A 24,360-nucleotide genomic window follows, 5' to 3' on the forward strand; every position below is an offset into this window, starting at 1 on the left:
AATATTTACATTATGAAAGCAATTAAATTCATTCCGATACTATTTCTTTTTATATTGGGCTCCTGCAGCTCGATTAGAGTAAATTCTGATTATGACAAAAATGTAGATTTCAGTCAATACAAAACCTATGCCTTTCATAAACAAGGGATTGATAGAGTTCAGATTTCAGAATTTGATAAGAAAAGAATTCTTCATGCAATTGATAATGAACTTACTAAAAAAGGAATGTCAAAAAGTGAAAATCCTGATTTATTAATAAACATTCTCACAAAAGAAAGAGAACGAATAGATGTAGATCAATACAACGCCGGTTGGGGTTATGGATGGGGCTACGGATGGAACCCATATCTTTGGGGAGGGCGCACCTATGTATCATCAACAACAGAAGGAACCCTTTATATTGATTTAATTGATGCCAAGAAAAAAGAACTCGTATGGGAAGGTCAAGGTGTGGGATATTTAACAGAAAACTACGATAAAAAAGAAAGCCAAATCAATGAATATGTTTCTAAAATTTTAGAACAATTCCCGCCTAAAGCAAAATAGTTTACCATTACATTTCAACATAAAAGCCTACCTTTGCGTAGGCTTTTTTTATACCCAATCATGGCAAAACTTAACGACATTACCACATTCGAAGATATCAAATTACTGGTAGATACTTTTTATTCTAAAGTTCAAAAAGACGAATTTATTGGAACCATATTTAATGAGAAAATAGTCAACCGCTGGCCCGAACATCTGGAAAAAATGTATCGCTTTTGGCAAACTATTTTACTCGAAGTTCACTCCTATTCCGGAAGTCCATTTCCACCACACAAACAACTGCCTGTTGGCAAAGAGCATTTTGAACGCTGGATGGAAATTTTCACGGAAACTACTGATAGTTTATTTATAGGTCCATTAGCAGAAGAAGCAAAGCTTCGCGCTAAAAATATGGCCGAAATGTTCAATTACAAAATTGACTATTTCCGCAATCTTGAAAAAAATCAAACGAACAATTCATAGTTTTTAAAGTGTTTTTTTTTATCCAAAATCTATTCCTTTTTGCAAACAGCAACACATTCCCTTATGCGTAAATTAATATTTCTGGCCGTTTTTCCAGCTTTTCTATTTTCTTGTTCCAATTTAAAACAAACGGCAGAAAACAAAGCAACGCCGCGTTTGAAACTAATCAGCTCGATTGAAATTCCTTTTGACAAAACTTTTGAAGGTACCAAGGTTGGTGGATTATCCGGAATCGACTACGATGCAAAAAAAGATTTATATTACCTAATCTGTGATGACAGATCCGTTTTTGACGATTCAAGATTTTATACCGCAAAAATTAATTTGCCCCAAGGCAAGATAAAAAGCATTGATTTTCAAAATGTCACTTATTTGAAAGATGAAGCCGGAAAAAATTATGGCAACTGGAATACAACCCCAACTACAGCTTGTGATCCGGAAGATATGCGATACAATCCAAAAACAAATTCCTTAGTATGGAGTAGCGAAGGAGCGCGAGTGATTAACGCAGACAAGGAAATTTTACAGAACCCTTCCCTAAATTTCATAGATTTGAAAGGTAATTTTCTTGGCAAAGCCAAATTGCCAAAGAATTTAGAAATACAAAAAGAAGAAAAAGGACCAAGAAATAACGGAACTTTGGAAGGAATCTCTTTCGATTTTAAATACAAAACTATCTACACCAACATTGAAGAACCTTTATTTGAAGATGGCGACCAAGCCAACACCAGCAAAGGCGGTTTGATTAGATTGTATCAATTTAATACCAAAACAAAAAAGAACACCGCACAATTCGGCTACCAACTGGAACCAATTGCACTTGAACCCAATCCGAAAGGAGCTTTTGCTGTAAATGGTGTTTCCGCAATTCAGTATTTTGGTAAAAACCAGTTATTGGTTGTGGAACGCTCCTACTCTACCGGTACGCAAGCCTGCACGGTAAAAGTATTTTTATGTGATTTAAAAAAAGCGACCAATGTAAAAAATTATGCTTCCTTAAAAAATGAAAATTTTGAATTGGCTTCCAAGAAACTAATCCTAAACATGGATGATTTGGGGATTTTTATAGATAATATCGAAGGACTTACTTTTGGACCAAATTTGGCTAATGGCAATCCATCTATCATTTTTGTTTCGGACAATAATTTTTCAGACAAACAAAAAACGCAGATCTTGGTGTTTGAGTTGATGAAGTACTAAATCTAAAAAATCATCAATCACACTCCAACTCCCTTAGCCCCGAGTGCAATGAAAAGCTTTTTGCGAAAGCCGTTTTGGTTTTTCTTGTTTATAAAAAGCGACCGGAGGAAGCTCTTTTATGAACTTTAGAAAAACAAACGGGTTTGCAAAAACTTGCAATGAAAATCGGGAAATAGCTCCTGAAATTCGTACTTTTGCAGTAGAACTACAACGTTTTCGATATGAACTCAACTATAGAAAGCAATCCGTTATTAGACCGATTGCCAAAGCACTTAAAACAATTCATTAAACCTCAGGATTATAGCGATTATACGCCCATAAACCAAGCGGTTTGGCGCTACGTGATGCGTAAAAATGTGGATTACTTATCAAAAGTGGCGCATAGTTCCTACTTGGAAGGATTGAAAAAAACAGGAATCGAAGTAGATAACATCCCAAGCATGTACGGCATGAACCGAATTCTGACTGAAATAGGTTGGGCTGCCGTTGCGGTGGACGGTTTTATTCCGCCAAATGCTTTTATGGAATTTCAGGCCTATAATGTGCTTGTAATTGCTTCCGACATTCGCCAACTCGAACATATAGAATACACACCCGCACCGGATATTATTCACGAAGGTGCCGGTCATGCGCCAATTATTGCCAATCCGGAATATGCGGAGTACCTGCGCCGTTTTGGAGAAATAGGCTGTAAAGCAATTTCTTCGCACAAAGATTACCAAATGTACGAAGCCATCCGACTGCTTTCTATCTTGAAAGAAGCTGAAGACACGCCGCAAGCAGACATTGATGCTGCCGAAAAAGCGGTAGAAGATTTGCAGAACAACATGGGCGATTTATCGGAAATGGCACATATCAGAAACCTGCATTGGTGGACCGTAGAATATGGTTTGATTGGAACTGTTGATAATCCTAAAATTTACGGTGCTGGACTGCTTTCGTCAATAGGAGAAAGTGCTTGGTGCATGACGGATAACGTGAAGAAAATTCCTTACGATATCTCAGCGGCGAACCAAAGTTTTGACATTACTAAACTGCAACCACAGCTTTATGTCACTCCAGATTTTGCTTATTTAAGCTTGGTTTTAGAAGAGTTTGCCAATAAAATGGCCTTGCGTACCGGAGGATTATCGGGAATTAATAAACTGATTCATTCGAATGCTTTAGGAACGATTGAATTGAGCACCGGAATTCAGATTTCGGGCGTTTTCGCCAATGTTATTGAAGAAGAAGGAAAACCCGTTTATATCCAAACAACCGGAAAAACGGCTTTATCATATAGAGAAAAAGAATTAGTAGGTCATGGAACTGGTAAACATCCGGAAGGTTTTGGTAGTCCTATTGGGAAACTAAAAGGAATCAATCTTGCAATTGAGGACATGAGTCCAAGAGATTTAAGTGCCTATTCCATCACTGAAAGTAAAAGTGTAACCTTAGAATTTGAAGGTGATATCACCGTAAAAGGGGAAATTATCACAGGATCCAGAAACTTGCATGGAGAGATTATTTTAATCAGTTTGAAAAACTGTACCGTGACACACGGAGAAACTATTTTGTTTCAACCGGAATGGGGCAATTATGATATGGCGATTGGAAAAAAAGTGATTTCGGCGTTTTCAGGTCCTGCTGATGTGAATAGTTTTGATTTGATTTCGCATGTTCCTACTAGTAAAACCATCAAGGCAAAACATACTGCGGAACGTGATGATTTAGAGGTTTTATACCAAACGATTCGAAACATAAGAGAAACGAAGGATACAGAAACTTCATTAGCACCAATTTTTGATAAATTACGCACCAATCATCCAAACGATTGGTTGTTAGCTGTTGAAATTGCGGAGCTTTTGAAAGACAGAAATGAACCGCAATTGTTACAGGAAGTAATGACTTATCTTGATCAATTAAAACAAAAAAGACCCGAAGTAGCGCATTTGATTGCTGGTGGTTTGGATTTGATTTTTGATAAAGAGAAAGCGTAAAACCTAAGAAAATTAAACATGGATTTTTACGGATTTTCACGAATTAATTGGCTAATTCGTGAAATTCGTGTTTAAAATTTCTTCTAAAGTTTTATTTGCTGACCAAAATCTTTTTCGCTTTCGATTACTTTTCCTTCGTATTGCAATTTCCAACCCATAGTATTGGTTAGAATCAATATTTTGGATAATTCACTAATTAAGCGGTTTTGAGCATTCGCTTTCAAGGATGACTTTTCAATTTTCTTGGCTAAATTCGCTTTAACTGACTTATTGATTTTATTGTAATCATCTCCCGTAAACGGATTCAGTTTACTTTGTTCCACATTATAAAACTGAATATCAGGACTTATTTTTATTTCTTCTTTTGGAATACTAATAATCGTGATGGTTTTGTTTTTTTCATCGATATCGTACTTCATTTTGTGCAAATCATACGCAACCGTCACATCGGCATTTACTATAACTAATGCTTTTTTCTCGAAAGAAAGCATATCCAGTAAATATTTTTGTTGATTTTTATAGGTTATCACTTCAGAGAAATGTCCTTCGGTAACCACCAGTTTACCAACGTTTACAATTTGTTGCTGAATGAGATTAGTATTGTAACTGATATCCTGATCATCATTTTTCTTGAAATCGTAGTATTTGAACAATAAAAATATTCCGATAATAACCGCTATTCCAATACCTATTCTTCTAAGCATAATTAAAATTTCATAAATGAATATTGACTTTCCAATTTAGTGATTTTTTCTCTAAGTTTGGATTCAAACTTCAAATGACTTGTTGAATTAGGATTGAAAGGTTTGTGTGACAAACTCTTTTGAATACTTTCTACTTCATCCATCGTAGAAAAAGCGGTTTCAGAAATCGTTGTTTCCTTGAAACGCTTCCAAATATAATCTATCGCCACTTGATTAGGATGCAACATATCTTCGGCATAAAAACGATAATCCCGAAGTTCATCCATCATGATTTCGTAGGAAGGGAAATATTCAGTGTTCGATTTACCCTGTTCAGTTTCCAAAACGCTGTGAATAGACGAAATTAGATGTGCCTTACTTAATTGATTTTCGACAAAACCGTCTTTAATATGACGCACCGGTGAAACCGTGAAAATGATGTTGCAATTGGGATTTACAGCATGGATTAATTTGATTGCATTTGCAATACTTTCTTCTATTTCTTCAACAGAAAGCAATTCTTTCGTAAACTGCTTTTGTGGCACTTTATGGCAATTAGCCACAATAGAATCGCTTTCTATATTTCGATATACCCACGAGGTTCCGTAAGTGATAATAATGTGAGAAGCTTCTTCTAACTCCTGTTTTGTTGATTTGATTATTGTGTTTAATGTTTCTAATAATTCATCCTTATTTGAATTACTTAAATCAGAATGCACATCAAAACAATGCCAGCGTTCATTGTGAAAAAAAATATCGTTATCAGTAAATTGTTTCCAGGAAACAGCAAAATCAATTAGCTTTTCAATCGCCAACGGATGGAATAAAATACCAACTGGATTACAGCTATTTTGAAACTTAAAATAGTCCAGCTTCTCCGCCATATTTACCGCAAAACAAGAACCCAAAGACACAATCTTTGAATTATAATCTTTTAGATGATTACTTTTAGGAATGGGTATTTGGGTTCTGAAGTTCATATTTTATTTTAAACACGAATTACACTAATTTCCACGAATTAATTTGTGCAAATTAGTGTAATTCGTGTTAGTCTTTATTTTATATACTCAATCGCTTTCTCCAAAGCTTCCTGAATTCCTGCAACATTTTTTCCTCCGGCTGTAGCAAAAAATGGTTGTCCTCCGCCTCCACCTTGGATAAATTTACCCAATTCACGAACAACTTGTCCGGCATTTAGATTTTTATCAGCAACTAATTCTTTAGAAATATAACAGGTTAACATTGGTTTTTCTTCGTCGGCTGTAGCCAAAACAAGAAATACGTTATTCCCTAAATTTCCTAATTCATAAGCCAAATCTTTTGCTCCTTCCGGATTCAAATCGACTTGTTTCGCCAAGAATCGTATGCCGTTTATTTCCTGTATTTCAGAAATTAAACTCTCTTTCAAATTTTTGACTTTATCTTTTACCAAAGCCTCAATTTGTTTGGCCAATTTGGCATTTTCTTCTTGCATCGAATGAACGGCTTTCAAAATATCCTGAGGATTTTTCAACGCTATTTTTACTTCATTCAATGTGTTTTCATACGATGCATAATGTGCTTTAACCGCATCACTGGTAATGGCTTCAATACGACGAATCCCTGCGGCAACCGCTCCTTCAGAAACGATTTTGAAATGCCAGATTTCAGCGGTGTTTTTCACGTGGATTCCACCACATAATTCCATGCTTTCGCCAAATTTAATCGCACGAACCTCATCACCATATTTTTCTCCAAAAAGTGCCATCGCTCCTTCTTCAACTGCTTGCGCAAAAGGAATGTTTCTTCTTTCGATAAGTGGTAATTGTTCCTGGATTCTTGCATTTACAAAATCTTCCACTTGTTGTAATTCAGACTCCGTCATTTTGGCAAAATGCGAAAAGTCAAAACGCAAATAGTTTGGATTTACTAACGAACCTTTTTGCTCCACATGCGTTCCTAAAATACTTCTCAACGCTTGGTGCATCAAGTGAGTAGCCGAGTGATTTCTCGAAGACAAACTTCTCAAATCCTGATTTACTTTAGCCACAAAACCAGCGTTTACATTTTCAGGTAATTTTTTTGCAAAATGTAAAATCAGGTTATTTTCTTTTTTAGTGTCGATGATTTCGATGGTTTCATTTGCAGAAACCAACGTTCCTTTATCACCTACTTGACCACCACCTTCTGGATAGAATGGCGTGTTATCTACAACGATTTGGTACAAAATACCGTCTTTTTTACTGTCCACTTTACGGATGCGAGTAATTTTTACGTCACTTTCTGTTTGATCATAACCCACAAATGTTTCTACGTTTCCAGGAATCAATACAGACCAGTCTTCGGTAGAAACTTCTGATGCAGCACGAGAACGATTTTTTTGTTCTTGCATCGCAGCGTTAAAACCAGCTTCGTCCAGTTCGAATCCTTTTTCTCTAAGAATCAATGCTGTTAAGTCAATTGGAAATCCGAAAGTATCATACAATTCAAATGCTTTTGTTCCAGAAACAGTTTTCCCTTTAGTTTCGGCAACCACATTTTCTAATAATTGTAATCCTTGGTCTAGTGTTCTTAAAAATGAAGCTTCTTCTTCACGAATCACATTCGTAACCAATTGTTGTTGCAATTTGATTTCCGGGAAAAACTCCCCCATTTGATTGGCTAAAACAGGAACCAACTGATTGATGAAAGGTTCCTTAGTATTCAAAAACGTAAATCCGTAACGAATGGCACGACGTAAAATTCTACGAATTACATAACCAGCACCCGTGTTTGAAGGCAATTGTCCGTCAGCAATAGCAAAAGCCACGGCACGAACGTGATCCACCACTACACGAATAGCGATGTTGGTTTTATTCTGTTCTTCACTAATATTTAAAACTTCGTTTGAAGTGTATTTTAGTCCTGTAATTTGCTCTACTCTTTCAATAAGTGGCGTAAAAACATCCGTGTCATAATTAGACGTTTTTCCTTGTAATGCCATACACAAACGCTCAAATCCCATTCCGGTATCAACGTGTTTCGCAGGTAATTTTTCTAGAGAACCATCGGCTTTACGGTTGAATTCCATAAATACATTATTCCAGATTTCCACTACTTGCGGATGGTCATTGTTTACTAAACTTTTTCCTGAAACTTGTAATTTTTCTTCTTCCGAACGTAAATCAACGTGAATTTCAGAACAAGGTCCGCAAGGTCCTTGATCACCCATTTCCCAGAAATTGTCTTTCTTGTTTCCAAGAATGATGCGGTCTTCGTCAATCAATTCTTTCCAAATATCCCAAGCTTCCTGATCGAATGGTACATTTTCTTCTTTATTTCCTTCAAAAACTGAAACGTATAAATTTTCCTTTGGGATTTTATAGACTTCTGTCAAAAGTTCCCAAGCCCAGTTGATGGCTTCTTTTTTGAAATAATCTCCAAAAGACCAGTTACCGAGCATTTCAAACATGGTATGGTGGTAGGTGTCAAAACCTACATCTTCTAGGTCATTATGTTTTCCTGAAACACGAAGACATTTTTGTGTGTCGGCAATTCTATTACTTTTTGGCGTGGCATTCCCAAGGAAATATTCTTTGAACTGGGCCATTCCCGAGTTGTTGAACATCAGGGTTGGGTCATCTTTTAGAACGATGGGTGCTGATGGAACGATTAAGTGTCCTTTTGATGCGAAAAAATCCAGAAATTGTTTACGTACGTCTTGTGATGTCATTGTTTTTATTTAAATATTTAAAGATTCAAAAATTTAAAGATTAGTTAGAATTGAATTTTTCAATCTTTTAATCATTAAATCTTTTAATTTCTTTTGCCCCAGATAGAAGTGAAAAGCTTCGCGGTTTTGAAATTTATTTTTTCTTGAGGTGGCAGAGCGACCGAAGGAAGCTCCTGCTGGCTCATTAGAAAAAAAGATTTCAGGACGAGAACTTGCAACGAATAGCTGGAATAGGCACATTATATTATTTATTCCTTAAAAAAGGGTTGAACAAATGAAACATTTATTAAATTTGTTCGACTAACCTTTTACGAGGTGCAAAAATAGGGTATTTTAAAATATGGCGAAAGTAAAATATTATTACGATTCCGAAAATCTAGCATACCGAAAAATAAAAGTAAGAAAAAGAAAAAAATTTGGTGTTGCAGCCTTGTTTTTAGTGGCATCGGCTTTGTTTGGATTTTTGTGTTTCATTGTATTATTGAACACTCCTTATTTTGAAACGCCAAAAGATCGTTTGCAAGCGCGCGAAATTGACAATTTGAAGTTGAATTTTGCTATTTTAAATAAAAAAATGGATCAGGTTGATGATGTCGTTGAGGCCATTGAGGATAGGGATAATAATATATATCGTGTATATTTTAACACCTCAGCAATTCCGGACTCGGTACGAAAAGCAGGTTTGCCAGGAATAAATAGGTACAAGGCTTTACAGAGTTATGATAATTCCCAACTGGTAATCAATACGACAAAAAGAGTTGACATACTATCGAAAGAATTAGCAATTCAGTCGAAATCACTGGATGTTATTTTAAATTTAGCGAAAGCTAAAAATAAACTGTTGGCTGCGATCCCTGCCATTCAACCTGTAAGGAACGAGAATTTAAAACGCTTGGCTTCTGGTTTTGGGTACCGTACAGATCCGTTTACAAAGGCAAGAAAAATGCATGAAGGAATGGATTTTTCGGCAAATATAGGAACTCCTATTTATGCGACTGGCGATGGAGTAGTCAAAAATGCAGATAACAATACGTCGGGATTTGGAAATCACGTTGTAATTAGACATGGATACGGTTACGAAACTTTATACGCGCATTTAAGTAAATATAATTGTAGAGCCGGACAAAGAGTGAAACGCGGTGACATTATAGGTTATGTAGGCAGCACCGGAAGATCTGAAGGGCCACATTTGCATTATGAAGTGCATAAAGACGGAAATGTCGTGAATCCGCTCAATTTTTATTACGGAAATATTTCGGCAATTGAGTATGTTGCCATTTCAAAATTAGCGAACCAGGAGAATCAATCATTAGACTAATGCAAAAATAGTATTCCGTGTTCAATTCACAGTGTTCAGATAAAAGATCATAAAATAGTATTCAGTGACAATTCAACTGGACAAAAAATAAAAAACAGATATGCATATTGAATTATCTAAAGACAAAAGGTATTACAGCATTGGCGAAGTAGCCAAAGCATTTGACGTGAATGCCTCGCTAATCCGTTTTTGGGACAATGAATTTGATATTCTGAAACCAAAAAAAAATGCTAAAGGGAACAGAATGTTTACACCTGAGGATGTTACTAATTTACAACTCATCTTCCATTTAGTAAAAGAAAGAGGTTTTACGCTGGAAGGTGCCAAAACGCATTTGAAAGAAGGTCAGAAGAAAACCTTGGATAAATTTGAAATTATTCGAAAACTGGAAACAATACGAACACAATTAACAAATATTAAAAATCAACTGTAGCATTCTGATTACAGATTAACGATTGCAGATTTTATATAAATAAACACTAAACTTTAAATTAAACAAAAATGGATTTTAAAAAATTTTTACCTTGGATTATCGCAGTAGTTGTACTTATTGGAATTTACGGCTGGGTTAAAGGAATTAACAATACGGCAGTAACTTTAAACCAAAATGTTGAACAATCTTGGGGAGATGTACAAACGGCCTACCAAAGAAGAAATGACTTAATTGGAAACTTGGTGAACACCGTAAAAGGAGCCGCTGATTTTGAAAAAAGTACGTTGACAGCAGTTATCGAAGCGCGTTCTAAAGCTACTTCTGTAAAAATTGATCCAGCAAATATTACTCCGGAACAATTAGCGGAATTCAACAAAGCGCAAAGTGGTGTGAGCAGTTCATTGTCTCGATTATTGGTTACAGTAGAACAATATCCTGATTTGAAAGCCAATCAAAATTTCTTGAAATTACAAGACGAATTGGCCAGTACAGAAAATCAAATTTTAACGGCGAGAACTCGTTTTAACGAAGCAGTAAAACCTTACAACTCACACATTAAAACGTTCCCAAATTCTTTATTTGCTGGTATGTTCGGTTTCAAAGAAAAAGCATATTTTAACTCTGTTGAAGGTGCAGACAAACCTGTTGAAGTAAAATTCTAAAGTTAGATTATTAAACTTCTAAGATTTTTAGAAGGACAAATAAATTTAATTTGAAGAGACAACCCTTAAAAACAAACGATTTTTGATTACAGATTTAACAATTCTGGAATCAAAAATCGTTAATCTTAACTCATAAATATTCCAATGTCAAAAGTAGAAGATTTTTTAACCCAAGAAGAAGAACAAGCAATTGTTGAAGCAATTCGCGTGGCCGAAAAAAACACTTCTGGCGAGATTAGAGTACATATAGAAAAAACAACTTCTATGGACGCGTTTGATCGCGCTATGGAAGTTTTTCATGAACTAAAAATGGATGAAACCCAGCTTCAAAATGGTGTTTTGATTTATCTTGCTGTTATCGATAAAAAATTTGTTATTTGTGGGGACAAAGGAATTAATGAGCTTGTTGCTAATGATTTTTGGGATACCACAAAAGAAATTATGAAAAATCATTTTAAAAATGGAAATTTCAAACAAGGACTTATTGATGGGATTTTAATGGCTGGCGAACAATTGCAGAAATATTTCCCTTGGCAAAAAGGCGATACTAACGAATTATCAAACGAAATATCTAAAGGATAATGCTATTACTAAAAAAGAATAACTCAATTTTTCTAAAGCTATTAGTTTGTTTTTTAATTACACAAATTAGTTTTGCTCAATTTACCATTCCTGAGAAACCAAGTTTACAAACTTCTGTTTATGACTATGCGAATGTTTTAAGCACAACAGAAAAAGCACAATTAGAAGAAAAATTGATTAAATATTCTGATTCTACTACAACCCAAATTGTGGTGATTACCATAGAAACCCTCAAAGGTGAAGATATTGGTATTCTTACTCCAAAATGGGGACATGCCTGGGGAATTGGAGGAACTGCAAAAGACGATAATGGTGTCCTTATTTTATTGGCTAAAGCCGAAAGAAAAATATGGATTTCACCAGGATATGGTGTTGAAGATCGCTTAACTGCCGGTATTGGTGGAGAAATTACCCGAAATATTATCATTCCTGAATTTAAAGCGGGAAGCTATTACAAAGGGCTTGACAAAGGAACTGATGCCTTAATTGATGTTTTTAAAGGAAAATATAAGGGAGAACGAAAACAAATCAAAGGAAAAGAAAAAGGTTTTCCAATTATGCCGTTTATAGTTATCATCATCGTTATTCTTGTACTAATTTCAAGAAATAAAGGTGGCGGTGGAGGAAATTCTGGTAACAGAGGTGGCGGACCAAGTTTACTTGACGTTCTTATTCTTAGCAGTCTTGGCAGAAACAGTGGCGGTGGGGGCTTTGGAGGTTCTTCCGGTGGTGGTTTTGGCGGTGGCGGAGGAGGCTTCGGAGGTGGATTTGGCGGTGGAGGTTTCTCTGGTGGTGGATCTGGCGGAGATTGGTAAATGGTAATATTCCTCAGTCTAACTTTCTCATTTTTTTCTGGGAAATAAACACATCGATATCAAAAATTACTAATTCAAAAAAAAACAAAGGTTCTTTTAAATTATAATACTTTTATTTTTAAAAATTAAAGACTTCAATCAATTCAAAATACATAAATCAATACATTAATGCTTTCACATAAAGCCAAATACGCACTCAAAGCGTTACTGTTTTTAGCGCAACAAGACGAAAATCACATTTCAAGAACTATCGAAATCGCTGAAGCTGCTAATATTCCAAAAAAGTTTTTGGAGCAGATATTATTGGACCTAAAACGCGGCCATTTTGTTGGGAGCAAACAAGGGAAATTTGGCGGTTATTATCTTTTAAAATCTAAAAACGACATTACTTTAGCTGATATTCATAGGTTATTTGATGGCGCAATCGCACTGCTTCCATGTGCATCCCTAAATTTTTACGAGCGCTGTTCTGATTGCACAAGTGAATCAGAATGCCTGTTACGACAAGGACTTATGACCATTAGAGACGAGACTTTAAAAGCTATGCAAGGAATAACTATAGCTTCATTAGTGAAAAAATAAAAAAATATCTTTTAAACTCTACTACTTTTATGGAATTAGTTATATATTTGCCAGAAATTTAATAATTAATTATCAATCCAAATTTAAAAATATGAAAACGTATGTAAGCACGTTCGTTATTTTAAATGAACAAAAAGGAAATAAACAACTAATTGCAAGTAAAGAAAAGAGTAATCAAATGATGTGTATGCGTCAGAAAAAAAATTTAAGATAAACTCGACTAATTACATATATTTTATATAATATTTAAATCATGAATATTACTCTACTTAAAAAAAGTTTCCCAAACCTATATTTAAAAACAACCATTTTTTTTAATTTAAAAAATATGTGCGGTTTCTATTTTATGTGCTCTCGGGCATAAAAAAAAATTAAGGGAATTTTAGTTTTAAAAACATAGTCCCTTCAAAAAATAAATAGATGAACACATAGCAAAAAATTTAAAAAAAAACGCAAATGACAACAAAAAAAATACTGCTACTCGTAATCACCATTTTTACTATTGGAATAGCTAAAGCACAATCATCGGACGATATACTTAATTTATTAATCCAAAAAGGGTTAGTTAAACAAAATGATGCTGACTCAATTCGTGCTGATTACGCTTTCAAACAGCAAGAAGTGAAAGAAAAACAAAAATTATTTAATGTCCTTTCCAGTCGGAACATAAATATTGGTGGCGCTATACAAGTGCGCTATCAATCCTTGCAAGAACCAGGAAAAGCTGATGGCTTTGATATAAGAAGAGCAAGATTTGACATAAAAGGTAATTTTTCACCAGAATGGGAATACCGATTACAAACTGATTTTGCAATCAACACAAAAATAATTGATGCGTATTTTTTCTACAAACCTTTTGATTACCTAAAAATAACCGGTGGACAATTTCTAATTCCAAATTCTTTAGAAAGTACTACTTCAGATAGTGCACTTGAGACGATAGATCGTGCACAAATAAGTGGTTTAACAGGCCGAAATAAAGATGCATTAGGAGATCAAAATGGTCGTGATATAGGACTGCAGGCTAGTGGTAGCTTGTTCAAAACAACCTCAAACCGTTATCTTTTAGATTATTATTTGGCTTATTTTGATGGGCAAGGAATAAACATTGCTGCAGATAAAAATGAATCAAAAGATATTGCTGCCAGAATTGTGGCACATCCTTATGAGTTTTTAGATTTTGGTATTTCCTATTCTAATGGACATGATTCCTGGTCAACACCGGCTAAAAACCAAGATCAAATTCGCATTGGCGCTGATATATCGGTAAATTATAATGATTTCTCATTAAGAGCTGAATATTTACAAGCACAACAAGGTACTTATATTGTAAACGGAGTAAATAGAGATCTTCTTAAGGATGGTTGGTATGCACAAGTGGGTTATTTTGTTCTCCCAAAGAAACTCCAATTTGTAGCTAAATACGATACATTCGACCCAACAAAAAACAATCCAAAGAATGATATTACCTCGTTCTATATCCTTGGTGCTAATTTATATCCAAATAGTTTTGTGAAATTCCAAGTCAATTACAAGCATAAAAGTGAACAAGGATTTTCAATCAATAAAGACGAAATTATAGCACAATTGCAAATAAAATTCTAATTTTTAAAAATTCTAAAAAGAAACAAAATGAAAACATATAAAATATCATTCGTAGCCGTAATAATTTTATTATTGGCAAATGCAAGTACCACAAAAGTAGCTGCACAAGATTTAAAAGGAAATATAAGTATTTCTGGGGCTTTTGCCTTGTATCCAATTACCGTAAAATGGGCGGAAGAATTCAAGAAAATCAACCCAAATGTCAAAATTGATATTCAAGCTGGAGGAGCTGGAAAAGGAATAACCGATGTATTATCTAAAGTAACCGACATTGGATTGGTTTCTAGAGACCTGAATACAGCAGAGTATAAAAAAGGAGCTTTTGCCGTGGCAGTAACTAAAGATGCTGTAATCCCAACTATAAGTACTTCAAGTCCATACAGAAAAGTGCTATATGAAAAAGGAGTGAAAAAGGATGCTTTCAACCATATATTTATTACTGGTAAATACAAAACCTGGAATACTTTAGGTTTTAAAAGTGAAGCTCCAATACATGTATATACACGCTCAGATGCATCGGGAGCAGCAGAAACTTGGGCAAAATATTTCAATAAAAAACAAGAAGATTTGCAAGGAGTAGCTGTATTTGGCGATCCAGGATTGGCACAAGCTGTAAAAAGGGACCCGTCAGGATTAGGTTTTAATAATATTGTGTATGTCTATGATACCAAAACAAATAAACCAACTAACGGAGTAGTTCCTGTTCCAATTGATTTGAATAACAATGGAAAATTAGATCCAGATGAAAAATTTTATGATGATATCGATCAGTTGATTGCAGCTATTGTTGCCGGAAAATATCCTTCACCTCCTGCAAGAGATCTGTATTTTGTAACTGTGGGAAAACCAAAAAATCCAATTGTTAGAGAATTTATAAAATACATTCTTACTGATGGGCAGAAATTTGTTCAGGAAGCAGGCTATATCAAGTTTTCCAAAGAGAAAATTAATAAAGAGTTAGAAAAAGTAAAATAATATTCTTTTAAATACCAAATATCCACTATAATGCCACTCCTTAAAACCACGAGCGGCTTAAAACGCAGTTTGTTAGGGTGGTTTTACTATAATTAAAATGAAAAATATAAGATTACTAAAAGATCGTTTCCTCAGTAAAGCTTTTTTAACACTCACCATACTTTCCATATCTACGGTAGTTTTAATGGGTCTTGGTTTATTTTACAAATCATTGCCAATTTTGCATAGCACCTCATTGTGGAATCTACTATCTTCCTCCGAATGGAAGCCGTTTAAGGAAGCTTTTGGGTTTTATCCATTTATATTGGGTACATTTTGGGTAACAGGAATTGCCATAATTACAGCTTTACCACTATCCATGCTTACTGCAATCTATCTTTCGGAATATGCAAACATTAGGGTTCGGAAAGTGGTTTTACCATTGATCGAATTACTCTCAGGAATTCCACCGGTTCTTTTTGGAGTTTGGGGCGTATTGGTAATCGTTCCTTTAATCCAAGATAAAATTGCACCCCATTTTATTGAATTTACAACGGGATATTCCGTTTTAGCAGGAGGAATTGTGTTAGCCATTATGATCTTTCCGTTGATTATAAGCATTCTGATAGAGGTATTTGACAACGTTCCACAGGAATTAAGAGATGCGTCTTTGACGCTGGGAGCAACGCAATGGCAAACCACTAAAAAAGTACTTCTAAGAAAATCAATTGATGGAATTGTAGCTGCTGTAGTACTGGCAATTTCGAGAGCTTTTGGTGAAACTATAGCAGTTTTGATGGTATGCGGAAATTTGGCACAAGTCCCTAAAAGTGTATTCGATTCAGGATATCCTTTACCTGCTCTTATTGCTAATAATTACGGAGAAATGATGTCTATACCCATGTATGACTCGGCGCTGATGTTTGCCGCTTTAGTCCTATTTGTTATTATCTTTTTGTTTAATGCAATTTCGAGAATCATTTTATTTAGAATTGAAAAAAGAACCAATTAATACCCATTAAAAAATGAGAAAAACAGAAGAAAATATATTTAAATTTTTGATGATACTCAGTACAATCATCATCAGTAGTACCTTATTCATGATACTGTATACCATTTTTTCTAGAGGTGTTGGATCGTTGAGTTGGGATATGATTTCAAAAATACCTGAGGGAGGATTTTATATTGGCAAAGGGGGTGGAATTCTGAATGCTATAATTGGATCTGTCTATATAACTTTAGGTTCAACCTTATTGGGGCTTCTAGTGAGTATTCCAATTGTCATTTACATCAACGTATACACAAAAAAAAATTCCTTATTAGCGAATATCACCCGATTGAGTTATGACATTTTGTTTGGAATTCCCTCAATTGTTTATGGGGCTTTTGGTTTCGCCATAATGGTTTATATGGGATTAAAAACTTCCCTTTTGGCAGGAATCATAACTGTAACGCTAATGATCATTCCCATTTTGGTTCGAGCCATAGACGAGGTGGTAAGAGTCGTTCCGGAAGACATGAGCAACTCTGTATATTCACTTGGTGGCACACGTTATGAAACCGCAAAAATTTTATTACGACAATCTATCCCCGGAATTATTACTGCGATATTATTATCATTTGGCAGAGCCATTGGTGACGCTGCCTGTGTACTTTTCACTGCTGGCTTCACGGATAGCATTCCAACATCACTGGATCAGCCAGCAGCAACATTACCTCTGTCTATATTTTTCCAATTAAGTAGTCCGATTCAAGAAGTACAAAACCGAGCGTATGCAGCAGCAGTTATTCTTACCATAATTGTTTTAATCATTAGTATAGCCGCAAAAATTGCAAGCAAAAACCTTTCAAAAAATAAAATATGATCATTCAGCCACATATCAGCATTCAAAATTTAAACGTGCACATTGGAGAAAACCACATTCTAAAAAACATAAATCTGGACATTCCGGATAAAAAAGTCACTTCATTAATAGGTCCTTCAGGTTGCGGAAAAACAACACTTCTTAAAACTATGAACCGCCTACTCGACCGACAAACCGATGTACGAGTAGAAGGAAAAGTATTAGTAGACGGTGAAGACATCTATGATCCAAAAGTCGAAGTAACACACATTCGAAAAAAAATGGGATTACTCTCTCAAAGACCTTTTCCATTGCCCATGAACATCTACGATAATATTGCTTACGGACAACGAATTCATGGAAATAACAACAAAAAAGAACTGGACGAAATCGTAGAAAAATACCTTAGAGGTGTCAATCTTTGGGACGAAGTCAAAGACCGATTAAAATCTCCTGCCACTCGATTATCCATCGGGCAACAACAACGGTTGTGTTTGGCTAGAGGACTTGCTATCGAACCCGAAATTATTTTAGGTGACGAACCAACATCAGCATTGGACCCAATTTCTACGCAACATATCGAAGAATTATTCTTGCAGCTAAAAGACAAATACACTATTGTTTTAGTAACTCACATTCTACGACAAGCGCGCAGGGTTTCTGATTATATTGGCTTTGTATATATGGGCGAAATAATCGAATTTGGTCCTACTGAGGAAATATTATTAAACCCAAAAGAGAAACTAACCAAAGATTATGTAAAAGGTTTCTTAAGTTAAATATTAAAACACTTACAAAACACAATTCACAAAAAAGTTCTGAAAAATCAGGACTTTTTTTATTTACAATCAAACCATGAAACTTCTAATTACAATCATAATAGAAAATTACATTAAAAATTTGTTTGATTTTAAATTTTAAGCATTGATTAATAACATGTTAACTAAATATTTACATTTTATGGCGTAACTTTAATAAAAGATATAGCCATGAAAAATTTTGCAATTAAACTCGTTTGGTTCACTACCATTTACGTTTTTGTTTTTGCCGGTTTATGTCAAACTAATGTTGCTTTCCCGGTAATAATGACCCTATACTGCATTGGCATACCATTGATCTTGTTTATGGTATATACAGTACTGCATGACGATTACACAACGCTGAGAACTTTTAAAGATTGGTACGGTGATCATCCAATGGAAACTTTGGAAGATGAAGAAGAACGTTAATCGTTCGAATCCATATTAAACAAAAAAATCCCGATTGCTCGGGATTTTATTTTTATTTCTCTCTAATATAAATATCGATTGGCACTCCTGAAAAGTCCCAGTTTTCTCTAATTTTATTTTCCAGGTAACGTTTGTAAGGTTCTTTTACATATTGTGGCATATTGGCAAAAAACACAAACTGAGGTGTTGGTGTAGGCAATTGCATGCAATATTTAATTTTCACATATTTCCCTTTTGTTGCTGGCGGTGGGTATGCTTCAATAACTTTCAACATAAATTCGTTGAATTTTGAAGTAGCAATACGCTGTTGTCTGTTTTCAAAAACTTTTACAGTTGCTTCTAATGCTTTCAACAAACGTTGTTTCGTTAATGCCGAAACAAAAAGAATAGGCACATCCGTAAATGGCATTAATTCTTCTCTGATTTTAGCTTCATAATCACGAGTTGACATCGTTTCTTTTTCGACTAAATCCCACTTATTTACTAAGATGACAACACCTTTACGGTTTTTCTCAGCCAACCAAAAAATACTTTGATCCTGCCCTTCAAATCCACGAGTAGCGTCTATAATCAAAATACAAATATCAGCATGCTCAATAGCACGAACAGAACGCATTACAGAGTAAAACTCTAAATCTTCTTTCACTTTAGCTTTACGACGAATTCCTGCTGTATCAACTAAGTTAAATTCGAAACCAAAACGGTCAAATTTTGTATCAATAGAATCACGGGTCGTACCCGCAATGTCAGTAACAATATAACGTTCTTTACCAATTAAAGCATTGATAAAGCTCGATTTTCCTGCATTAGGACGTCCTACAACCGCAAAACGAGGCAATGTAACTTCTTCCTGAGTTGGCTCTGGTTTTATAGGAAAAGCATCAATCAATGCATCCAATAAATCTCCAGTTCCACTTCCTGAAATACTCGCAAATGTGTAATATTCTCCTAAACCAAGATTATAAAACTCGATGGCATCTTTTTCACGCATTGCATTATCCACCTTGTTTACAGCAAGTAAAACCGGTTTAGTCACCTTACGCAACAATCTTGCAACAGCATCATCCATAGGAGTAATCCCTTCTTCCACATCAACCACAAAAATGATAACATCAGCTTCATCAATAGCAAGTTCGACCTGTTTACGGATTTCTCCTTCAAAAACATCATCAGAACCACGCACATATCCGCCGGTATCAATTACAGAAAACTCTTTTCCGTTCCACTCGCTTTTACCATAGTTCCTATCTCGGGTCACCCCAGATACTGAATCTACAATAGCTTCTCTTCTTTGTATCAGCCTATTAAAAAGGGTTGATTTCCCTACATTAGGTCTTCCTACTATCGCAACAATGTTATTCATAATATAAATTCAAATATTTTGCAAAGGTAGTGTTTAATACCATGATTATCAATTTTTTTGGTATATTAGCAACACCTTATCATTTAATTCTTACAATAATAATATTATGGATAGCAATAATGAACTAAGACTCCGCCTACGATTTTACAAAGATGTTCCTGAAAACGTGGACAATTTATGCCTTAAATTCAAGAATCACACACAAAAAATCTCCGAAGATTATGCAATCAAAATCGAACGATCTCATATTTGGCTCGATATAAAAGGTCCAAAAAAAGCGTACTATTCCCCTCACTTACACTTGGAATTAGAACCTAAAAGCGACACCGAAACACACATAAGAGGCTTGTTTGGCCCTGACCCTACTTTATGGACCCTTTTCATGTTTCTCCATTTTATAATTGCAGGTGTATTTATAATTTTTGCAGGAATAGCCTATTCTGATTATATTTTAAAAAACTCCATAACATTCGATTTGACAGTGATGGCGCTTATGGTTTTCTTGTGGTTTTTATTGTATCTTGTTGCAAAACAAATCCGGCAAAACGGAAATAATCAAATGGATGAATTGGAAACATTATTCTTGAAAATTATAAAATCATAGTTTAATAAGGAGCAATTCCAGCACTCCATTACAACTCCTCGTTCGAAAAGCTTTTTTTCTATTACGTTTTCAGGAGCTTCCTTTGGTCCCTCTGAAAACGCAAGAAAAAACAGCATTCTCAATCCGGGGTTTCCATTTCGATCTGGGCTAAAAAAAAATCAATATTAGAAATTGAATTCCAATATTGATTTTAAAAAATTTAACTAATTTACGATTTACTGATTGTAACCAAAACGTTTTAACATGTTAGCGTTACTTCTCCAGTTTTTATTCACTTTTACGACCAACTCAATATGAATTTGTTTCCCGAAGAACTTTTCTAAATCAAGACGGGACTCCATTCCTACTTTTTTCAAAGCGGCTCCTTTATGTCCAATAATGATTCCCTTTTGAGTTTCACGTTCCACCATAATCAAAGAACGGATTCTGATGATGTTCTCGTCTTCAAAGAACTCTTCCGTAACAATTTCTACTGCGTATGGAATTTCTTTGCTGTAATTCAACAAGATTTTTTCACGGATAGTTTCATTTACAAAGAAACGTTCCGGTTTATCTGTTAATTGGTCTTTTGGATAATATGCCGGTGATTCCGGTAACAATGCTATTATTCTTCCAAAAACTTCTGGCACATTAAAATTCTGTAAGGCTGATATTGGGAAAATTTCCGCGTTAGGCACTTTCGCTGCCCAAAAAGCAACTTGCTCCTCTAACTGCTCTTGATTTGAAGTGTCAATTTTGTTCAACAAAAGAAGCACTGGTATTGTAGCGTGAATAATTTTATTAAAAAAAGCTTCATCTTTCAAATCTTGCTCTCCTATTTCGACCATATAAATCAAAATATCGGCGTCTTCAAAAGCCGATTTAACGAACTTCATCATCGATTCCTGCATTTCGTAAGCCGGTTTAATGATTCCGGGAGTGTCGGATAAAATCATTTGAAAATCTTCTCCGTTTACAATTCCTAAAATTCTATGACGAGTTGTTTGTGCTTTAGATGTAATGATTGACAATCGTTCTCCAACAAATGCATTCATTAAGGTTGACTTCCCAACGTTTGGATTCCCTATGATATTTACAAAACCTGCTTTATGTGACATTTCTATTATAATTTATTTTGCAAAGGTAGTTATATCAAGTCAATAGATGAAATAAAACATTTTTAAAAAAAATTATTGAAAATACAGAAATTCGTTGTACATTTGCACCCGAAACAACGCGGGATAGAGCAGTAGGCAGCTCGTCGGGCTCATAACCCGAAGGTCACAGGTTCGAGTCCTGTTCCCGCTACTAAGAATTTATTGAAATTACAAACGCACATCGCGGGATAGAGCAGTAGGCAGCTCGTCGGGCTCATAACCCGAAGGTCACAGGTTCGAGTCCTGTTCCCGCTACTGAGAGAAACCCATCAACATTTTGATGGGTTTTTTCATTCTTAATACCTTCCTCAACCCCTATAAATACTGAGATTAACTCAAAAATACCATTCACTTTTTTGGTTAGATACTCTCTATTTTCTGCCCTAATTGACAAACCCTCTGGAAATACTAAATTTTGAATTCTTATTTTGTCTTCCACATCCCCTCTACCCCAACAATCACTGATGTTTTGAACTTTTTCAACCACTTTTTCGATGTGTTTCTTGTGGTTAGATAATTTTTTTTCGTTCATGTCCATTTGATCCTCATTTGCCTTTAATTCTGATTCAAATTGCAATACATATCTATTATATTTTTCATCACCAAAATTTGGGTTGTCAAAGTATCGTTTATCCAAATTCTCTATTTTCATTTCCAAATCTTTTTTCTTCGCAAGTAAACTCTTCATTTCACTCTTACCCTCAGTGTTCATGGTATCAAAGAGCTTATGCAACTGCAATTTAAAAGGTTCGATAAATCGAGTGTTAAGTGTATAATTTGATAATAAATTCTCAAAAGAGTTATTTAAACCTTCTGCTTTTGACCTTAGGGTAGTCGAAGCGTTAAAACTAACATTTGTACACTTTTGACATTTGTAATAATGTTTGTTTTTTATACGAACTTCATAACTTGTAAGCAAGCATCCACATTCACATCTTAGAAAACCAGTCAGTGGTCTGAACTCATTAATCTTATTTTTGGTATATTCTTTAACTGCATTCCTTTTATTTTTTGAAAGTATGCTATCAACTATTAAGAAATCTTCTTGACTGACCAATCCTTCCCAATTTCCTTTCACTGGTGCTTCAATTAAAGAGTTTACTAATACTCCGCAGTAAAATGGATTACGCCACATAGAACTAAGACCTTGCTTTAAGATCTTTAGATTTAATAGTTCCAGTTTTTGTCTAATCACATAATCACGCTCACCCATTAGTTTCCATTTCCAAGCCTTTTTTAAAAGCTCACCTTCTTCATTTATTGTTATCGACTGCGTTTCTCGAAGCAAAGTGTAATCGGCTACTTTTTTCCCGCGCATAGTATAGCCTCTTGGGGCTTTACCAAGCCAATTTCCGGCCCTTAGTAAAGCTTTCATTCCAGGAATTGTTTTCTCTAGCCTGTCCATGTTTTCTCTTCTGGCATCTAATAGTTTACTGTAAATATCTAATTTACTGTATTCATCATTAGTACAAAGTCCCGATGACGTTTCAATTAAATGCACTCCCAATTTATCCACTAGTTCATTGACGATCGCAATAGCATTACCGCCAGTTCTCGAAAATCTACTAATAAATTTTATAGCAATTCCAAAAGGTTTCTGTTTTGCATTTTTAACCTCATCTATTAATTTCGTGAACTCTTTTCTTGTAAAATCACCCGAAGCACTTTCGTAAGTTCCTCCAAGTATATTTTTCAAAGCATATCCGTTTTTGTTAGCAAATTGAACTATTTCGCTTCGTTGCTCTTCCAAACTATTATTTACTAACTGCATTTTGGAGCTAACTCTGGTATAACCCCAAATATCCTTTACATCAACCTTTTCTATTAATTTTTCTTTTTGAAATCTTTTAAAATTTTCTACTCCCATAATTCTATTCCTTTAAATTATATACCACTACTGCTAATTGAAATAAACTTTCAATTATCTCATTAGTCTCCGATTCTGATATTTCATCAAAACCTTTACATTTTCTTAATTCTTCAATCGTTAATTTATCTTGATTGTTTTCTCCTGTCTTTTTTGCATCGCAAAACATTCTTTTTCTCAATTTAAGAGTTAAACACAGTCCCTCTGTCTTTAACATTTCCAAAGCTTTCTCTGGAATGATTCTTCTACTTTCATTTTCATCATCATTTCTCATTTTTAAGATCCTTTCCATTAAAAAAAGACCAATAATGGTCTTTTTTGTTCAACAATCATTTATCGTTATAAAGATAAGATCTTGATTTCTAATGTTCATAAGTAAAATATATCTATGATGGCTGTGGATTGTTATTCTTTGAGAATATTTTCAACCTCATTTCCAGAATCTGGAGGAAACAAAATGCTGATTTCATTTAGTAGTTCAAATTCATCTATTGGAAATAATTGCAAGGCAATCTCCAAAATAAGCCCAACATCAATCGACTGGCCCTCTATTGTATCAGGAACTTTAGCTCCATCATGATCCAGAGCCACAATACATAATTTCATCAGATTTCTTATGACCGAGGCAAGTTCGTAATAATCATATACTCTTATTTTTGCGGTATGAATCCCGCTTTTATCTTCAACAGGTCTCAAAGTATTGAGACAATTGGAAGTTAATCTTTTAATAGTTTCTAGCTTTTCAATTTCATCTATTTCCATGATCTTGATTTTTTAAATCGGTTAATTTTATTCAATAAAAATG

25 protein-coding genes and 2 tRNA genes are annotated in these 24,360 nt (G+C 34.7%); 19 read left to right on the top strand and 8 right to left on the bottom strand.

Annotation, left to right across the window (positions count from 1 at the left end; translation table 11 throughout):
- The first annotated feature begins 12 nt into the window (after positions 1 to 12).
- From BUC23_RS00450 to BUC23_RS00465, 4 genes are all read left to right on the top strand, one after another.
- A complete protein-coding gene (locus BUC23_RS00450; protein WP_073203687.1) occupies positions 13 to 546 on the top strand; it encodes a DUF4136 domain-containing protein in 534 nt (177 codons plus the stop codon).
- A 60-nt stretch (positions 547 to 606) separates the two neighbouring features.
- On the top strand, positions 607 to 1,008 hold the full coding sequence (locus BUC23_RS00455) for a group III truncated hemoglobin (protein WP_073203690.1): 402 nt from the start codon (positions 607 to 609) through the stop codon (positions 1,006 to 1,008).
- 63 nt (positions 1,009 to 1,071) lie between these two features.
- Complete coding sequence (locus tag BUC23_RS00460) at positions 1,072 to 2,208, top strand: esterase-like activity of phytase family protein (protein WP_073203694.1); 1,137 nt, start codon at positions 1,072 to 1,074, stop codon at positions 2,206 to 2,208.
- A 221-nt stretch (positions 2,209 to 2,429) separates the two neighbouring features.
- A complete protein-coding gene (locus BUC23_RS00465; RefSeq protein ID WP_073203697.1) occupies positions 2,430 to 4,187 on the top strand; it encodes an aromatic amino acid hydroxylase in 1,758 nt (585 codons plus the stop codon).
- An 83-nt stretch (positions 4,188 to 4,270) separates the two neighbouring features.
- Here BUC23_RS00465 and BUC23_RS00470 read toward each other — a convergent pair whose 3' ends face one another.
- The 3 genes from BUC23_RS00470 to alaS all read right to left on the bottom strand — a co-directional run bounded on the left by BUC23_RS00470 (position 4,271) and on the right by alaS (position 8,561).
- On the bottom strand, positions 4,271 to 4,891 hold the full coding sequence (locus BUC23_RS00470) for a DUF4230 domain-containing protein (protein ID WP_073203700.1): 621 nt from the start codon (positions 4,889 to 4,891) through the stop codon (positions 4,271 to 4,273).
- 2 nt (positions 4,892 to 4,893) lie between these two features.
- Entirely contained in the window at positions 4,894 to 5,850 is a 957-nt protein-coding gene (locus tag BUC23_RS00475; RefSeq protein WP_073203703.1) for a GSCFA domain-containing protein, read from the bottom strand.
- A 74-nt stretch (positions 5,851 to 5,924) separates the two neighbouring features.
- Entirely contained in the window at positions 5,925 to 8,561 is a 2,637-nt protein-coding gene (gene alaS / locus BUC23_RS00480; RefSeq protein ID WP_073203706.1) for an alanine--tRNA ligase, read from the bottom strand.
- Between the two features lie 340 nt (positions 8,562 to 8,901).
- Between alaS and BUC23_RS00490 the strand changes: the two genes are divergently transcribed.
- The 12 genes from BUC23_RS00490 (at position 8,902) to BUC23_RS17645 (ending at position 18,585) form a co-directional block, all read left to right on the top strand.
- Entirely contained in the window at positions 8,902 to 9,879 is a 978-nt protein-coding gene (locus BUC23_RS00490; protein WP_073203713.1) for a M23 family metallopeptidase, read from the top strand.
- Positions 9,880 to 9,979: 100 nt separating this feature from the next.
- On the top strand, positions 9,980 to 10,312 hold the full coding sequence (locus tag BUC23_RS00495; protein WP_035670311.1) for a MerR family transcriptional regulator: 333 nt from the start codon (positions 9,980 to 9,982) through the stop codon (positions 10,310 to 10,312).
- 68 nt (positions 10,313 to 10,380) lie between these two features.
- The gene (locus BUC23_RS00500) at positions 10,381 to 10,974 is read left to right on the top strand and encodes a LemA family protein (RefSeq protein ID WP_073203716.1); all 594 of its coding nucleotides are present in this window, start codon (positions 10,381 to 10,383) and stop codon (positions 10,972 to 10,974) included.
- Between the two features lie 144 nt (positions 10,975 to 11,118).
- Positions 11,119 to 11,556: a TPM domain-containing protein gene (locus BUC23_RS00505; RefSeq protein ID WP_073203719.1), complete on the top strand. Its 438-nt coding sequence runs from the start codon at positions 11,119 to 11,121 to the stop codon at positions 11,554 to 11,556.
- Positions 11,556 to 12,371 carry a TPM domain-containing protein gene (locus BUC23_RS00510; RefSeq protein ID WP_073203722.1) on the top strand — a complete coding sequence of 272 codons (816 nt, stop codon included), beginning with the start codon at positions 11,556 to 11,558 and terminating at the stop codon, positions 12,369 to 12,371. Before BUC23_RS00505 ends, BUC23_RS00510 begins: the two co-directional genes overlap by 1 nt.
- Before the next feature lie 168 nt (positions 12,372 to 12,539).
- Positions 12,540 to 12,953, top strand: a complete 414-nt coding sequence (locus BUC23_RS00515) for an RrF2 family transcriptional regulator (protein WP_073203724.1) — start codon at positions 12,540 to 12,542, stop codon at positions 12,951 to 12,953.
- A 456-nt stretch (positions 12,954 to 13,409) separates the two neighbouring features.
- Positions 13,410 to 14,558: a porin gene (locus BUC23_RS00520; RefSeq protein ID WP_073203729.1), complete on the top strand. Its 1,149-nt coding sequence runs from the start codon at positions 13,410 to 13,412 to the stop codon at positions 14,556 to 14,558.
- A gap of 27 nt (positions 14,559 to 14,585) precedes the next feature.
- Entirely contained in the window at positions 14,586 to 15,533 is a 948-nt protein-coding gene (locus BUC23_RS00525; protein WP_073203731.1) for a PstS family phosphate ABC transporter substrate-binding protein, read from the top strand.
- 97 nt (positions 15,534 to 15,630) lie between these two features.
- Positions 15,631 to 16,524, top strand: coding sequence for a phosphate ABC transporter permease subunit PstC (gene pstC, locus BUC23_RS00530; RefSeq protein ID WP_073203735.1), 894 nt, complete (start codon positions 15,631 to 15,633; stop codon positions 16,522 to 16,524).
- A gap of 13 nt (positions 16,525 to 16,537) precedes the next feature.
- The gene (pstA, locus tag BUC23_RS00535) at positions 16,538 to 17,377 is read left to right on the top strand and encodes a phosphate ABC transporter permease PstA (protein WP_073203737.1); all 840 of its coding nucleotides are present in this window, start codon (positions 16,538 to 16,540) and stop codon (positions 17,375 to 17,377) included.
- The gene (gene pstB / locus BUC23_RS00540) at positions 17,374 to 18,135 is read left to right on the top strand and encodes a phosphate ABC transporter ATP-binding protein PstB (protein ID WP_073203740.1); all 762 of its coding nucleotides are present in this window, start codon (positions 17,374 to 17,376) and stop codon (positions 18,133 to 18,135) included. The genes pstA and pstB overlap by 4 nt, the downstream gene beginning before the upstream one ends.
- A 306-nt stretch (positions 18,136 to 18,441) precedes the next feature.
- Positions 18,442 to 18,585, top strand: coding sequence for a hypothetical protein (locus BUC23_RS17645; RefSeq protein ID WP_244153751.1), 144 nt, complete (start codon positions 18,442 to 18,444; stop codon positions 18,583 to 18,585).
- A 52-nt stretch (positions 18,586 to 18,637) separates the two neighbouring features.
- On the opposite strand, the gene der is transcribed toward BUC23_RS17645, so the two are convergent.
- Positions 18,638 to 19,948 (bottom strand): ribosome biogenesis GTPase Der, encoded by a 1,311-nt coding sequence (gene der, locus BUC23_RS00550; protein WP_073203747.1) that lies wholly within the window; start codon positions 19,946 to 19,948, stop codon positions 18,638 to 18,640.
- 106 nt (positions 19,949 to 20,054) lie between these two features.
- Between der and BUC23_RS00555 the strand changes: the two genes are divergently transcribed.
- Positions 20,055 to 20,552, top strand: a complete 498-nt coding sequence (locus BUC23_RS00555; protein ID WP_084538280.1) for a hypothetical protein — start codon at positions 20,055 to 20,057, stop codon at positions 20,550 to 20,552.
- A gap of 215 nt (positions 20,553 to 20,767) precedes the next feature.
- On the opposite strand, the gene era is transcribed toward BUC23_RS00555, so the two are convergent.
- A complete protein-coding gene (gene era, locus BUC23_RS00560) occupies positions 20,768 to 21,649 on the bottom strand; it encodes a GTPase Era (protein WP_073203754.1) in 882 nt (293 codons plus the stop codon).
- Between the two features lie 117 nt (positions 21,650 to 21,766).
- Here era and BUC23_RS00565 point away from each other — a divergent pair.
- Together BUC23_RS00565 and BUC23_RS00570 are read left to right on the top strand one after the other, a co-directional pair.
- Positions 21,767 to 21,839, top strand: a tRNA-Met gene (locus tag BUC23_RS00565).
- Positions 21,840 to 21,870: 31 nt separating this feature from the next.
- A tRNA-Met gene (locus tag BUC23_RS00570) sits at positions 21,871 to 21,943 on the top strand.
- Here the strand turns inward: BUC23_RS00570 and BUC23_RS17825 are convergent.
- The 3 genes from BUC23_RS17825 to BUC23_RS00585 form a co-directional block, all read right to left on the bottom strand.
- A complete protein-coding gene (locus BUC23_RS17825; RefSeq protein ID WP_084538286.1) occupies positions 21,903 to 23,555 on the bottom strand; it encodes a recombinase family protein in 1,653 nt (550 codons plus the stop codon). The two genes, BUC23_RS00570 and BUC23_RS17825, sit on opposite strands and share 41 nt — an antisense overlap.
- Positions 23,556 to 23,559: 4 nt before the next feature.
- Positions 23,560 to 23,829, bottom strand: a complete 270-nt coding sequence (locus BUC23_RS00580) for a hypothetical protein (protein ID WP_073203757.1) — start codon at positions 23,827 to 23,829, stop codon at positions 23,560 to 23,562.
- A gap of 131 nt (positions 23,830 to 23,960) precedes the next feature.
- Entirely contained in the window at positions 23,961 to 24,317 is a 357-nt protein-coding gene (locus tag BUC23_RS00585) for a hypothetical protein (RefSeq protein ID WP_073203761.1), read from the bottom strand.
- Positions 24,318 to 24,360: the final 43 nt, after the last annotated feature.

This window comes from Flavobacterium xinjiangense (assembly GCF_900142885.1).
GTDB lineage: Bacteria > Bacteroidota > Bacteroidia > Flavobacteriales > Flavobacteriaceae > Flavobacterium > Flavobacterium xinjiangense.

What these genes read in the sequence shown, in the direction of transcription:
- BUC23_RS00450 (WP_073203687.1), top strand. Translation starts at nt 13, where the DNA reads ATGAAAGCAATTAAATTCATTCCGATACTATTTCTTTTTATATTGGGC.
- BUC23_RS00455 (WP_073203690.1), top strand. Translation starts at nt 607, where the DNA reads ATGGCAAAACTTAACGACATTACCACATTCGAAGATATCAAATTACTG.
- BUC23_RS00460 (WP_073203694.1), top strand. Translation starts at nt 1,072, where the DNA reads ATGCGTAAATTAATATTTCTGGCCGTTTTTCCAGCTTTTCTATTTTCT.
- BUC23_RS00465 (WP_073203697.1), top strand. Translation starts at nt 2,430, where the DNA reads ATGAACTCAACTATAGAAAGCAATCCGTTATTAGACCGATTGCCAAAG.
- BUC23_RS00470 (WP_073203700.1), bottom strand. Translation starts at nt 4,891, where the DNA reads ATGCTTAGAAGAATAGGTATTGGAATAGCGGTTATTATCGGAATATTT.
- BUC23_RS00475 (WP_073203703.1), bottom strand. Translation starts at nt 5,850, where the DNA reads ATGAACTTCAGAACCCAAATACCCATTCCTAAAAGTAATCATCTAAAA.
- alaS (WP_073203706.1), bottom strand. Translation starts at nt 8,561, where the DNA reads ATGACATCACAAGACGTACGTAAACAATTTCTGGATTTTTTCGCATCA.
- BUC23_RS00490 (WP_073203713.1), top strand. Translation starts at nt 8,902, where the DNA reads ATGGCGAAAGTAAAATATTATTACGATTCCGAAAATCTAGCATACCGA.
- BUC23_RS00495 (WP_035670311.1), top strand. Translation starts at nt 9,980, where the DNA reads ATGCATATTGAATTATCTAAAGACAAAAGGTATTACAGCATTGGCGAA.
- BUC23_RS00500 (WP_073203716.1), top strand. Translation starts at nt 10,381, where the DNA reads ATGGATTTTAAAAAATTTTTACCTTGGATTATCGCAGTAGTTGTACTT.
- BUC23_RS00505 (WP_073203719.1), top strand. Translation starts at nt 11,119, where the DNA reads ATGTCAAAAGTAGAAGATTTTTTAACCCAAGAAGAAGAACAAGCAATT.
- BUC23_RS00510 (WP_073203722.1), top strand. Translation starts at nt 11,556, where the DNA reads ATGCTATTACTAAAAAAGAATAACTCAATTTTTCTAAAGCTATTAGTT.
- BUC23_RS00515 (WP_073203724.1), top strand. Translation starts at nt 12,540, where the DNA reads ATGCTTTCACATAAAGCCAAATACGCACTCAAAGCGTTACTGTTTTTA.
- BUC23_RS00520 (WP_073203729.1), top strand. Translation starts at nt 13,410, where the DNA reads ATGACAACAAAAAAAATACTGCTACTCGTAATCACCATTTTTACTATT.
- BUC23_RS00525 (WP_073203731.1), top strand. Translation starts at nt 14,586, where the DNA reads ATGAAAACATATAAAATATCATTCGTAGCCGTAATAATTTTATTATTG.
- pstC (WP_073203735.1), top strand. Translation starts at nt 15,631, where the DNA reads ATGAAAAATATAAGATTACTAAAAGATCGTTTCCTCAGTAAAGCTTTT.
- pstA (WP_073203737.1), top strand. Translation starts at nt 16,538, where the DNA reads ATGAGAAAAACAGAAGAAAATATATTTAAATTTTTGATGATACTCAGT.
- pstB (WP_073203740.1), top strand. Translation starts at nt 17,374, where the DNA reads ATGATCATTCAGCCACATATCAGCATTCAAAATTTAAACGTGCACATT.
- BUC23_RS17645 (WP_244153751.1), top strand. Translation starts at nt 18,442, where the DNA reads ATGACCCTATACTGCATTGGCATACCATTGATCTTGTTTATGGTATAT.
- der (WP_073203747.1), bottom strand. Translation starts at nt 19,948, where the DNA reads ATGAATAACATTGTTGCGATAGTAGGAAGACCTAATGTAGGGAAATCA.
- BUC23_RS00555 (WP_084538280.1), top strand. Translation starts at nt 20,055, where the DNA reads ATGGATAGCAATAATGAACTAAGACTCCGCCTACGATTTTACAAAGAT.
- era (WP_073203754.1), bottom strand. Translation starts at nt 21,649, where the DNA reads ATGTCACATAAAGCAGGTTTTGTAAATATCATAGGGAATCCAAACGTT.
- BUC23_RS17825 (WP_084538286.1), bottom strand. Translation starts at nt 23,555, where the DNA reads ATGGGAGTAGAAAATTTTAAAAGATTTCAAAAAGAAAAATTAATAGAA.
- BUC23_RS00580 (WP_073203757.1), bottom strand. Translation starts at nt 23,829, where the DNA reads ATGAGAAATGATGATGAAAATGAAAGTAGAAGAATCATTCCAGAGAAA.
- BUC23_RS00585 (WP_073203761.1), bottom strand. Translation starts at nt 24,317, where the DNA reads ATGGAAATAGATGAAATTGAAAAGCTAGAAACTATTAAAAGATTAACT.